Here is an 11,902-nt window from a genome sequence, read left to right on the forward strand (position 1 = left end):
AGCCCGCGTGGACCGCCTCGTCCAGACGCCGCTCCAGATCGGCCAGCTTGCCTGCCGTCGTGTGCAGATCGATCCCCGACCCCACCTCGGGGACCTCGGTGCCCTCACCAGGCTGCGCGCTCATCGAATGCTCCTCGTCGTGTTGACCTCCCCGGCAACGTATCGGACTAAGTCCGATCATGCGAGACTGAGTCGCATGGTGGTCGATACCCGCGAGGCGATCCGCGACGCCGCCTTCCGCCTGTTCGCCGACCAGGGCTACGCGGTGACGACCGTCGACGAGATCGTGCGGGCCGCCGGCGTCGCCCGCAGCACCTTCTTCCGCCTGTTCGGCTCGAAGGAGGGCGTGATCTTCCCCGAGCACGACGTCCTCCTGCAACGCCTCGAGGAACGGCTGTTCGCCTCCACCGCCGAGTCCGCGCTCCACGCCGTCTCGGACGCCGTCCGCATCGTGCTCTTCCACTACGTCGCCGAGGGCGAGCGGGCGCGCGAGCGCTACCGGCTCACCTCCGCCGTGCCGGCGCTGCGCGACCGCGAGCTCGTGGGCAGTGCGCAGTACCAGCGCCTGTTCCGCCGCTTCATCGCCGACATGGGAGACGGCACCGACGGCGCACAGATGCGCGCCGAGCTCATGGCCGCCGCCGTCGTCGCGGCGCACAACCGGGTGCTGCGCCGGTGGCTGCGCGGGGAGTGCCCCGACCCCCAGGTCGAGATCGACGCGGCGATGGACGCCGTCCTCGACCTGTGGCGCCTCGACCGCCCGTCGCCGGCCGTCGTGGTGGCCCTGCCCGCCGAGGTCTCGATCTCCGAGGCGATCTCTGCCCTGCAGGGCCTGCGCTGACGAGACGTCAGGCGCGGGCACGACGACGCCGGCGCAGGAGCCAGCCGAGCACCGGCGTGGTGGCGAGGGCGGCGATGGCCAGGTCGCGCTTGCCGTGCGGGACCGGGCGCGGTCGGTCGTGCTCGGCGAGCAGGGCGAGCATCGCGCCGCGCAGGCGCTCGGTGGCCGCGTCGACCGCCTCAGTGTCGGCGGGGTCGGTGGCGGGGTCGAGGTGGATCGGGGCGCCGACGACGACGTCGATGTCGGCGCGGTCGGCGCTCCGGCGCCACAGCGTGCGCTTGATCCTCTGGGTGTTGCTGGCGATGACGTGGTCGGTGCCGACGAGCGCCACCGGCACCACCGGGACGCCGGCCCGCAGCGCCATCCGGGCGGCGCCGGTCTTGAACGGCATCAGCTCGCCGTCCTTGGGGATCGTGCCCTCGGGGAAGATCGCGACGAGCTCGCCGCCGCGCAGGCTCTCGACGGCGGCGTCCAGCGCGTCGGCGGCTCGCTCCGTGCCGCGGTGGACGGGGATGACGCCCGCGCGGCGCAGCACGGCGCCGACGAGCCTGGCCCGGAACAGCTCGGCCTTGGCCAGCACCATCACGTCGCGGCCGGTGCGGTCGAGGGCGGCCCCGAGCGCGACGGCGTCGAACAGGCTGCGGTGGTTGCAGACGAGGACGGCGCCGCCGCGGCGCGGGAGGTGGTGCAGACCGGTCGCGTCGACGTCGGAGAACAGGGCGGCGATCCGGCCGAGCAGGCGACTCAGGAAGCCGTGCACGAGGCGCGACGGCTTCAGGTGCGGGGTGCCGAACGGTGCGCGGAGGGCGGGCATGCCGGTCAGCGTAGGAGTCGCGACGACGGGCCGGCCTGAGCCGACGTACTCAACCTCGGCGTCGTCCGGCGCGCATGGTCAGGAGGCTCGCGACCCGGCGTACTCGCGGGCCTGGGTGAGCAACGCTGCGCTCAGCTCGCGGACCTGGAGCGGTGCCGGGGGGCCGGCCGACGCCCGCTGGCGCAGGACGAGCGTGACGATCGTCTGGTCGCCGGCGATCGGGCGCGTGGTGATGAGTCCGGCCCGTTCGAGCGGGTCGCCGACGACGCTGTAGTCGGGCAGGAGCGTGAGACCGAGCCCCTCGGCGACGAGGGTCTTGCCCATCTCGGCGCCGTCGGTGCTGTGGCAGGTGCTCGGCATGGTCGGACCGAAGATGCGGTGCGCGAACCGGTGCATCAGGTAGCCGGCCCGCATCGCGATGAACCTCTCGGCGCGCAGGTCGTCGACCGAGATCAGCTGCTGCTCGGCGAGCGGGTGGCCGGTCGGCAGGACGACGACGGGTCGCCCGTGCAGCAGGTCGGTGCCGACGAGGTCGACCGGCGGGTCGTCGCCGCCGAGCACGTTGACCAGCCCGAGGTCGAGCGAGCCCTCGACCAGTCCCTGGTCGATGTCGGCCTGCTGCATCGTGAGCAGCTCGAGGTTGGTCTCCGGGTGCGCGGCCTGGACGGCGTGCACGGCCGGGACGAGCAGGGTCGTGGTCGCGGCGTTGACGGTGCCGACCCGCACCCGGCGGGTCTCGGCGCCGCGGTCGCCGGCGGCGACCTTGAGCCGGTCGACGGCCTCGAGAACCTCGACCATGTGCTGCAGCAGCTCGCGGCCCTCGCGGGAGATCCGCGCGCCCGAGCGCCGTCGGTTGAGCAGCAGGACGCCGAGCTCGCGCTCGAGCTTGCTGACCGCCTCGCTGAGCGCCGGCTGGGAGATGTGGAGCCGCTCGCTGGCGCGGCGCAGCGAGCCGTGCTGCGTGACGGCGGCGATGTACTCGAGCTGCTCGATGCGCATCGGGTGGTGCTCCTGTCTGGTGCTGCCGCTGGGCGGGTGGAAGGCCAGGCCTGTCACCCCGTCGAGCATGCCGCTGGCGGGGTGACCGCTCGAACCTTGCGCGGACACATTAACACGATAAAGTCAGTCGACATACGTTCGACGTCCGCCCCGAGGAGCCCGTATGACCGTCCAGCCCGTCACCGAGCCGCTGAAGTTCGCCTACTGGGTGCCGAACGTCAGCGGCGGCCTCGTCGTCAGCACGATCGAGCAGCGCACCGACTGGAGCCTCGACTACAACATCGAGCTCGCCCGTCTTGCCGAGGCCAACGGCTTCGACTACGCGCTCTCGCAGGTGCGCTACATGGCCGGCTACGGCGCGGCCTACCAGCACGAGTCGACCTCGATCAGCCTCGCGATCGCCCTCGCCACCGAGCGCCTGAAGGTGATCGCCGCCGTCCACCCGGGCCTGTGGCAGCCGGGCGTGCTGGCCAAGCTCGTCGCCAGCTCCGACCAGTACACCAAGGGCCGCTTCGCCGTGAACGTCGTCAGCGGCTGGTTCAAGGACGAGTTCACGAAGCTCGGCGAGCCGTGGCTCGAGCACGGCGAGCGCTACCGGCGCTCGGAGGAGTTCATCCGCTACCTGCGCGAGATCTGGACCTCCGACCACGCCGAGCTCTCCGGCGACTTCTACCGCCTCCGCGACTTCGACCTCAAGCCGAAGCCGTACGAGGTGCCGGGCCGCCCGCACCCCGAGATCTTCATGGGCGGCAACTCCACCGACGCCCGTGGCATGGGCGGTCGCGTCACCGACTGGTACTTCATGAACGGCAACACGCCCGAGGGCATCGCCGAGCAGGTGCGCGACGTCAGCGACGTCGCCGCCGTCAACGGCCGCGCCGGGCACGTGCGCTTCGGTGTCAACGGCTTCGTGATCGGCCGCGAGACGGAGGCGCAGGCGCACGCCGTCCTCGACGAGATCGTCGAGAAGGCCGACGTCGAGGCCGTCGAGGGGTTCGGGTCGGCGGTCAAGCAGGCGGGGCAGTCCACCGGGGACAAGAAGGGCATGTGGCAGGACTCCGACTTCAAGGACCTCGTGCAGTACAACGACGGCTTCCGCACCGGTCTCGTCGGTACCCCGGAGCAGATCGCCCGCCGCATGCTGGAGTTCAAGCGACAGGGCGTCCACCTGTTCCTGCTCGGCTTCCTGCACTTCCAGGAGGACGTGCAGTACTTCGGACGCGACGTGCTCCCGATCGTGCGCGAGCTCGAGGCCGAGGAGCTGGTGAAGGCGTGACCACGACCCCGCTCAGGTTCCACTGGTTCCTGCCCACCAACGGCGGCGACGGCCGACAGGTCGTCGGCGGTGGTCACGGCGTCGACCCCGGTGCGTCGGGGCGGCCGGCGTCCGTGCCTTACCTCGGCCAGATCGCCCGCAGCGCCGAGCAGCTCGGCTTCGAGGCCGCCCTGACGCCGACCGGCGCCTGGTGCGAGGACGCCTGGCTGTCGACGGCGATGCTCAGCCAGGTCTCGGAACGGCTCAAGTTCCTCGTCGCGTTCCGACCCGGCCTGCTCTCGCCGTTCCTCGCCGCCCAGATGGCCGGTACCTTCCAGAATCTCACCGGTGGTCGGCTGCTGCTCAACGTCGTCACCGGTGGTGAGAGCCACGAGCAGCGGATGTTCGGCGACTTCCTCGACAAGGACGCCCGCTACGCACGCTGCGGCGAGTTCCTCGACGTCGTCCGCCGGCTCTGGACCGGAGAGACCGTCGACGTCGCCGGCGAGCACTACCGCGTCGAGGACGCCGTCCTCGCCCAGGTCCCCGACCCGCTGCCCGAGATCTACTTCGGCGGGTCGTCGCCGGCCGCGGGCGCCGTCGCGGCGAAGCACGCCGACGTCTACCTGACCTGGGGCGAGCCGCCGGCCGCCGTCCGAGACAAGGTCGACTGGATCCGCAAGCTCGCCGCCGACGAGGGTCGCGAGGTCCGCTTCGGCATCCGCCTGCACACCATCGCCCGCGACACCCCCGAGGAGGCCTGGGCCGAGGCCGACCGCCTGCTCGCCGGCATCTCCGAGGAGGAGATCCGACGCGTGCGGTCGGGCCTGCAACGCAGCGAGTCGGTCGGGCAGAAGAACATGCTGGCCCTCAACGGCGGCACCAAGGACGACCTCGAGATCCACCCCAACCTCTGGGCCGGCGTCGGTCTCGTGCGCGGCGGGGCGGGCACCGCGATGGTCGGCAGCCACGCCGAGATCGCCGACCTCGTCGAGCAGTACGCCGAGGTCGGCATCGAGGAGTTCGTGCTCTCGGGCTACCCGCACCTCGAGGAGTCCTACCGCTTCGGCGAGGGCGTGCTGCCCGAGCTCGCGCGACGCGGCCGGTGGCAGCACCCGGCACCGCCCACGGTGCGAGCCTCCGCCGTCCCGTTCGGCGGCGCCGGAAGGACCGTGGCATGAGCACGTCGCCCTCGCCGCGGGTCGCGGTCGTCGTCGGCAACCCCAAGCCGGCGTCGCGCACGCTCGACGCCGCCACCTACGTCGCCCGTGAGCTGACCGGCGCCGAGCCCGACGTCGTCGTCGACCTCGCCACCGTCGGCGCCGGGCTGCTCGACCCGCGCGATCCCGACGTCGGGGCGAAGGTGTCGGAAGTGGCGGCGGCCGACCTCGTGGTCGCGGCGTGCCCGACCTACAAGGCCACCTTCACCGGCCTGCTCAAGCTGTTCCTCGACCGGTTCGCGCCCGACTACGGCAGCGGTCTCACCGGGCTCGCCGTGCCGCTGATGCTCGGCGGCAGCCCGGCGCACTCGCTGGCGCCCGAGCTGACCCTGCGCCCGGTCCTGACCGAGATCGGCGCGGTCGTGCCCGTGCGCGGCCTGTACGTCGTCGACGCCGCGCACGACGACCCGGCGGCCTACGCCTCGTGGCTGGCCGCGTCGCGACCGGTCGTCGCGGCGCTGCTCGCGGCCCGGGCGGCCACGCCGGGAGGCACGCCGTGACGTCGCTGCAGATGCTGACCAACCAGGACCTCGACCCCGACCGGCTGCGCCAGGCGTTCGGCGTGTTCCCGAGCGGCGTCGTCGCCGTCGCCGCCGAGGTGGACGGCGTGCGCACCGGCCTCGCGGCGTCGTCCTTCACCTCAGTGAGCCTCGACCCGCCGCTGGTGTCGTTCTCGATCGCCAACTCGTCGAAGACCTGGCCCGACCTCCGGCGCGCCGACCACCTCGGCGTGACCGTCCTCGCCGACCACCACGGCGACGTGTGCCGCCAGCTCGCCGGGCCCGTCGCGCAGCGGTTCGACGGGGTCGCGACCTCGGTCACCGAGCACGGCGCCCTGCTCCTCGACGAGGGGCTCGCGCGCTTCGACTGCTCGGTGCACCGTGAGGTCGAGGCCGGCGACCACACGATCGTGCTGCTGCTCCTGCACGCCGTCGACGCCGGCGCGGACGCCGCCCACTCGGCCCCGCCGCTCGTGTTCCACCGCAGCGGCTTCGGCCGCCTCGCGGGCTGACCGGGGCCGAGACGGCCTCGCGGCCCGCCGGCCGGGTGAGCCTCTCTACGCTGGGGGCATGAAGGTCGTCGTCGTCGGTGCCGGGATCTCCGGGCTGACGGCGGCGGCCGACCTCGCCGCCGCCGGCGCCGACGTCGTCGTCATCGAGGCCGGCGACCGGCCCGGCGGCAAGATCCGCCGGGCCTCCGTCGCAGGCGTGCTGGTCGACGTCGGCGCCGAGGCCATGGTCAACCGTCGCCCCGAAGGCGTCGCGCTCGCCCGTTCGGTCGGGCTCGACGTCGTCCACCCGACCACGGCGTCGTCGCGCATCTGGACCCGCGGCGCCCTCCGGCCGCTGCCGCGCACCCTCATGGGCTGGCCGCTCGACCTCGACCAGCTGGCGTCGTCCGGCATCCTCAGCGCGGCGGGACTCGAGCGGGCCCGTCGCCCGGTCGACGTCGAGACCACACCCGACGACGTCTCGGTCGGCGCTCGCGGCGCCGCCCGCTTCGGCGACGAGGTCGTCGACCGCATCGTCGAGCCATTGCTCGGCGGGGTCTACGCCGGCGACGCGCGGGCCATCTCGGCCCGCGCCGCGATGCCGCAGCTGATCTCGCTCGCCGCCGGGCGCCCGGTGCCCGCAGGTGATGCGAGTGTTCCCGTCTTCGCCGGCATCGAGGGCGGGATGGGCCTCCTCGTCGACCGGCTCGCAGCCGGTCTCGACGTCCGTGCCCGCACGACCGCGCGCGAGCTGCGCCGCACCCCGGCCGGGTTCGACGTCGTCACCGGGCCGGTCCCGGCTCCGGCGGTGGAGCGCTGCAACGCGGTCGTGCTCGCGACGCCGGCCGCCGCGTCGTCCCGACTGCTCGCCGACCTCGCGCCCCGGGCCGCCGCCGGGCTCGCCGCGGTCGAGTACGCCTCGATGGCCGTCGTCACCCTGGCGTTCCGCGTCGCCGACCTGCCGCCGGGCCTCGGCGAGGCGTCCGGCTTCCTCGTGCCACCCGTCGACCGTCGCCGCGTGAAGGCCTCGACGTTCTCCTTCTCGAAGTGGGGATGGGTGCGCGCGGCGGGGGAGGACGCCGGCGGTCTGGCCCTGCTGCGCACCTCGCTCGGCCGGCACGGCGACGAGGTCACGCTCCAACGGACCGACGAGGCACTCGTGGCCGACTCGCTCGCCGACCTGCGCGACGCCGTCGGCCTCGACGCCGTGCCGGTCGACGCCGTCGTCCAGCGGTGGGGTGGGGGACTGCCGCAGTACGCCGTCGGTCACGTCGAGCGGGTCGTGGCCATCCGCTCCGACGTCGACGACGTGCCCGGGCTCGCGGTGTGCGGCGCCGCCTACGACGGAGTGGGCGTCGCCGCGTGCATCGCCTCCGGCCACGCCGCGGCCCACCGGGTACTGCACCCGGCAGCCGGGTAGCACCGCTCGAGCAGCTCGGCCCGGGTGCACGCCCCGGTCGTCCACGATCGGGCGACCGGCACAATGGACCCATGAGCGAGACCCAGTCCAACGCGTCGCGGCTGCGCGAGATCAACGACTCCATCCGCTACACCATGTGGTCGGTCTTCCGGCTCGACACGGTGCTCGGCGACGGACCGGGGTCGGCCGATCGCGCGGCGGAGGCGGCCGAGGTCGAGAAGCTGTTCGCCGAGCTCGCCGAGGCCGACGTCGTCGTCCGGGGCGCCTACGACGTGAGCGGTCTGCGCGCCGACGCCGACCTGATGATCTGGTGGCACGCCGCCGACTCCGAGCAGCTGCAGGCCGCCTACCACCGCTTCCGCCGCACGGCCTTCGGCAGCCGCTTCGCGCCGGTCTGGTCGCAGCTCGCCCTGCACCGTCCCGCTGAGTTCAACAAGAGCCACGTGCCGGCGTTCATGGACGGCGAATCGGCCCGTCGCCACGTGTGCGTCTACCCGTTCGTGCGCTCCTACGAGTGGTACCTCCTGCCCGACGAGGAGCGCCGCGACATGCTGCGCGAGCACGGCATGCAGGCGCGGCCCTACCCCGACGTGCGGGCCAACACCGTCTCCTCGTTCGGGCTGGGCGACTACGAGTGGATCCTGGCCTTCGAGGCCGACGACCTGCACCGCATCGTCGACCTCATGCGCGACCTGCGGGCCAGCGGCGCCCGCCGCCACGTCCGCGAGGAGATCCCGTTCTACACCGGGTCGGTCGCCTCGATCGCCGAGCTGGCCGACCGCCTGCCGTGACCGGCGCCTGACCGCGGACCCGACGGAACCGGGGGATTCGCCGGCACGTCGGAACGCCATGAAGACGCTCGTCGCGCTCGCCGGACTCGTGCTCGTGATCTCGGCCTGCGGCACCGACGCTGGTGACGACGAGGCCACCGACCGCTCGGCCGGCCGGACGGCGTCCGCAGCGGCGCCGAGCCCGGTCGTGACGCCGCCGCAGATCCCGGCAGAGCCCGCTGCGGTGCGCTCCCGGTCCACGGCGACCGTGATGGACGTCGGCGACGGCGCCCCGATGCTCTGTCTCGGTCCGATCGCCGAGTCCTATCCGCCCCAGTGCACCGGCCCCGCCGTCATGGGGTGGGACTGGGACGGCCTCGCGCCGCACGTCGAGCGGCAGGGCGACGTCCGCTGGGGCACCTACGCCGTCACCGGCACCTGGGACGGCAAGACGTTCACCGTCTCCGACGCCGTGCCCGGGGCGCTCTACGACCCTGCGTTCGAGGCGCCCGCCCTACCGGCCCCGTCTCGCGACTACGACGACGCAGACCTGGATGCGATCGTCGACGGCCTGGACTCCACGCTCCCGGGCCTGCTCAGCGCGTTCGTGGACCAGTCGGGCCACGTGGTCGTCGACGTCGAGTACGACGACGGCTCGCTCCAGGACCTCGTCGACGAGACCTACGGCGACGGAGTGGTCGTCGTCAGCGGCGCACTGGTCGACGTCGACGGATGAGCTACGACTCGGCCGGCTCGAGGGTGAGGCTGATCGAGTTGATGCAGTAGCGATCGCCGGTCGGCGTGCCGTAGCCGTCGGGGAAGACGTGACCCAGGTGCGAGCCGCAGCTCGCGCACCGGACCTCGACCCGCTTCATGCCCAGCGTGTTGTCCTCGATGTACTCGATGGTGTCGGAGATCGGCTGGTAGAAGCTCGGCCACCCACACCCCGAGTGGAACTTGGTGTCGGACTCGAACAGCTTGGCCTGGCAGGCCTTGCAGCGGTAGACGCCGGTGGTCTCGGTGTCGGTGTACTCGCCGGTGAACGCTCGTTCGGTGCCGGCCTGGCGCAGCACCTGGTACTCGGCGGGGGAGAGCTCCTCGCGCCACTGCTCGTCGGACTTCTCCACGTCGTATGCCATGCCCTCGAGCCTACGACGCTCCGCCCACTGCTGTGGTCGGCGCCGTCGTCCGAACGGCCACGTGAGGTTCACGTCACCAGCCTAGGCAGGCCGTTAGGGTCGGACCATGCCGAAGACCCCCGCCGTCGAGGTCGAGGCCGGCGGCCGCTCGGTCCGGGTCTCGAGTCCTGACCGCGTCATCTACGAGGCCACCGACACCACGCCTGAGGTCACCAAGCTGATGGTGGCGCAGTACTTCGCAAGCGTCGACGACGGCCTGATGCGCGCCCTGCGCGACCGTCCGACGGCGCTCGAACGGTGGACCTCCGGCGTCCGCGAGGGCATGAAGCTGGCCACCGGGCCGCAGGACCGCGACGCCGACGCGTTCTACCAGAAGCGGGTGCCGAAGGGCGCTCCCGACTACCTCGAGTCGGTCCAGATCACGTTCCCGAGCGGGCGTACGGCCGAGGAGATCTGCCCCACTGAGATCGCCGTGCCGGTCTGGTGCGCGCACATGGGCACGTTGGTCTTCCACCCGTGGCCCGTGCGCCGCGACGACGTCGACCGTCCCGACGAGCTGCGCATCGACCTCGACCCGCAACCCGGCACCACGTTCGGCGACGCCGTCCGGGTGGCGGGCGTGGCCGACGATCTGCTGCGTGAGCTCGGCCTGGTCGGGTTCCCCAAGACGAGTGGCAACCGGGGCGTGCACGTCTACGTGCGCATCAAGCCGGAGTGGGAGTTCACCGACGTCCGCCACGCCGCCATCGGTTTCGGACGCGAGCTCGCCAGGCGCGACGAGGGCGTGACCGTCGAGTGGTGGAAGGAGGAGCGCGGGCAGCGGATCTTCGTCGACTTCAACCAGAACAATCGCGACCGCACCATCGCCTCGGCCTACTCCCTGCGGCCCCAGCCGGGCGCGCCGGTGTCGACACCGGTGACGTGGGCCGAGCTGGCCGAGGTCACCGACCCCAAGGTCTTCAACCTCTTCACCGTCCCCGACCGCGTACGCGACGGCGACCCGTGGGAGACCATCGACGACACCGCCTACTCCCTCCAGCCGCTGCTGGACCTCTGGGAGGAGCAGGGCGCCGTCGAGCTGAACTTCCCGCCCGACTACCCGAAGATGCCGGGTGAGCCACCCAGGGTGCAGCCGAGCAAGAAGGTGGCCGAGCACTGGGACGACGACGGCACCTACATCGGCCCGCGCTGATCGGCACCCGGACGTCGCGGCTCAGGCCGCGTCGTCGTCGCCGCCCACCAACGGGGGCGGTGCGTAGGAGACATGGGTGTGCACGACGGTTGCGGGACGTTTGCACAGGCTGGACCACCCGGGATGACGGTTGCCAAAACCAGTAGACAGTTGTTCACTGAACTCGTGAGTAGCGACACGCGGCCCGCCGTCCGCAAGATCCCGTGGGAGCGCGTGCGCAAGAGCGTCGACCAGCTCACCACACCGCTCCTGCCCGACGACTACCTGACGCTGCTCAACCCGCTGTGGAGTTCGCGCGAGCTCCGCGGACGGGTCGAGAAGGTCGTCCGCGAGACCGACGACGCCGCCACGCTCGTCATCCGGCCGGGCTGGGGCTGGCGCTACGACCACCGCCCGGGCCAGTACGTCGGCATCGGTGTGCAGGTGGGGGGCAAGTTCCACTGGCGCAGCTACTCGGTCAGCTCACCGCCGAAGCGGTCGGGTCGCACACTCGCCATCACCGTGCGGGCCATGCCCGAGGGTTTCCTCTCCGAGCACCTCGTCAACGGTCTGGAACCCGGCACCATCGTCCGGCTGGCCACGCCCAGCGGCGACTTCGTGCTGCCCGACCCGCCGCCCGAGCGGTCGCTGTTCCTGGTCGGCGGCAGCGGTATCACCCCGGTGATGGCGATGCTGCGCACGCTCGACCGCCGCGGCACCATGGGCGACGTCGTCCTGCACTACGCCTCGACCACGCCGGAGCGCATGATCTTCCGCGACGAGCTGCGGTCGCTGCACGACAAGCACCCCGGGCTGTCGGTGCACGAGTGGTTCTCCGAGGAGCGCGGGATCTTCGACCTGGCCGACCTCGACGACCTCGTCGGCGACTGGCGTGAGCGGGAGACCTGGGCGTGCGGCCCCGCGCCGATGCTCGACGCCGTCGAGGAGCACTGGGAGCGTCACGACGCCGACGACCGCCTGCACGTCGAGCGCTTCTCGCTCGACCTCGGGGGCGACGGCGGGGAGGGCGGGCTGATCACCTTCCAGAACACCGGCAAGGAGGTGGAGTCCGACGGCGCCACCACCGTCCTCGAGGCGGGTGAGAGCGCCGGCGTCGGCATGCCCTACGGCTGCCGCATGGGCATCTGCCACACCTGCACCGTCACCAAGATCTCCGGCACCGTGCGCGACCTGCGCAACGGCGACGAGTACGACCAGCCCAACGAGCAGGTGCAGACCTGCGTGACCGTCCCGGTCGGCCCCTGCACCCTCAACATCTAGG

At 72.3% G+C, this 11,902-nt stretch carries 13 protein-coding genes; 10 read left to right on the forward strand and 3 right to left on the reverse strand.

The window, feature by feature from the left end; genetic code table 11:
- The first annotated feature begins 196 nt into the window (after nt 1-196).
- Nucleotides 197-841: a TetR/AcrR family transcriptional regulator gene (locus ABFT23_RS21525; protein ID WP_347898977.1), complete on the forward strand. Its 645-nt coding sequence runs from the start codon at nt 197-199 to the stop codon at nt 839-841.
- A 7-nt stretch (nt 842-848) separates the two neighbouring features.
- Here the strand turns inward: ABFT23_RS21525 and ABFT23_RS21530 are convergent, their stop codons facing one another.
- Nucleotides 849-1,655 (reverse strand): lysophospholipid acyltransferase family protein, encoded by an 807-nt coding sequence (locus ABFT23_RS21530; protein WP_347898979.1) that lies wholly within the window; start codon nt 1,653-1,655, stop codon nt 849-851.
- Nucleotides 1,656-1,733: 78 nt separating this feature from the next.
- The gene (locus ABFT23_RS21535) at nt 1,734-2,762 is read right to left on the reverse strand and encodes a LysR family transcriptional regulator (RefSeq protein ID WP_347898981.1); all 1,029 of its coding nucleotides are present in this window, start codon (nt 2,760-2,762) and stop codon (nt 1,734-1,736) included.
- Nucleotides 2,763-2,817: 55 nt separating this feature from the next.
- Here ABFT23_RS21535 and sfnG point away from each other — a divergent pair, with 55 nt between their 5' ends.
- From sfnG to ABFT23_RS21570, 7 genes are all read left to right on the forward strand, one after another.
- On the forward strand, nt 2,818-3,930 hold the full coding sequence (gene sfnG / locus ABFT23_RS21540; protein WP_347898983.1) for a dimethylsulfone monooxygenase SfnG: 1,113 nt from the start codon (nt 2,818-2,820) through the stop codon (nt 3,928-3,930).
- Nucleotides 3,927-5,090: an LLM class flavin-dependent oxidoreductase gene (locus tag ABFT23_RS21545; protein ID WP_347898985.1), complete on the forward strand. Its 1,164-nt coding sequence runs from the start codon at nt 3,927-3,929 to the stop codon at nt 5,088-5,090. Before sfnG ends, ABFT23_RS21545 begins: the two co-directional genes overlap by 4 nt.
- On the forward strand, nt 5,087-5,629 hold the full coding sequence (locus ABFT23_RS21550; protein WP_347898987.1) for an NAD(P)H-dependent oxidoreductase: 543 nt from the start codon (nt 5,087-5,089) through the stop codon (nt 5,627-5,629). Before ABFT23_RS21545 ends, ABFT23_RS21550 begins: the two co-directional genes overlap by 4 nt.
- Nucleotides 5,626-6,141, forward strand: a complete 516-nt coding sequence (locus ABFT23_RS21555) for a flavin reductase family protein (RefSeq protein ID WP_347898989.1) — start codon at nt 5,626-5,628, stop codon at nt 6,139-6,141. The genes ABFT23_RS21550 and ABFT23_RS21555 overlap by 4 nt, the downstream gene beginning before the upstream one ends.
- A 58-nt stretch (nt 6,142-6,199) precedes the next feature.
- On the forward strand, nt 6,200-7,540 hold the full coding sequence (locus ABFT23_RS21560) for a protoporphyrinogen/coproporphyrinogen oxidase (protein WP_347898990.1): 1,341 nt from the start codon (nt 6,200-6,202) through the stop codon (nt 7,538-7,540).
- A gap of 71 nt (nt 7,541-7,611) precedes the next feature.
- Nucleotides 7,612-8,331: a hydrogen peroxide-dependent heme synthase gene (hemQ, locus tag ABFT23_RS21565; protein ID WP_347898992.1), complete on the forward strand. Its 720-nt coding sequence runs from the start codon at nt 7,612-7,614 to the stop codon at nt 8,329-8,331.
- Nucleotides 8,332-8,389: 58 nt separating this feature from the next.
- A complete protein-coding gene (locus ABFT23_RS21570; RefSeq protein ID WP_347898994.1) occupies nt 8,390-9,046 on the forward strand; it encodes a hypothetical protein in 657 nt (218 codons plus the stop codon).
- 1 nt (nt 9,047) lies between these two features.
- On the opposite strand, the gene msrB is transcribed toward ABFT23_RS21570, so the two are convergent.
- Complete coding sequence (msrB, locus tag ABFT23_RS21575; RefSeq protein WP_347898996.1) at nt 9,048-9,449, reverse strand: peptide-methionine (R)-S-oxide reductase MsrB; 402 nt, start codon at nt 9,447-9,449, stop codon at nt 9,048-9,050.
- Nucleotides 9,450-9,555: 106 nt separating this feature from the next.
- Between msrB and ABFT23_RS21580 the strand changes: the two genes are divergently transcribed.
- Complete coding sequence (locus ABFT23_RS21580) at nt 9,556-10,641, forward strand: DNA polymerase domain-containing protein (protein WP_347898997.1); 1,086 nt, start codon at nt 9,556-9,558, stop codon at nt 10,639-10,641.
- A 165-nt stretch (nt 10,642-10,806) separates the two neighbouring features.
- Nucleotides 10,807-11,901 (forward strand): ferredoxin reductase, encoded by a 1,095-nt coding sequence (locus ABFT23_RS21585; protein WP_347898999.1) that lies wholly within the window; start codon nt 10,807-10,809, stop codon nt 11,899-11,901.
- The last annotated feature ends 1 nt before the right edge of the window (nt 11,902 follow it).

The organism is Nocardioides secundeburneus, from assembly GCF_039939255.1.
Taxonomy (GTDB): domain Bacteria; phylum Actinomycetota; class Actinomycetes; order Propionibacteriales; family Nocardioidaceae; genus Nocardioides.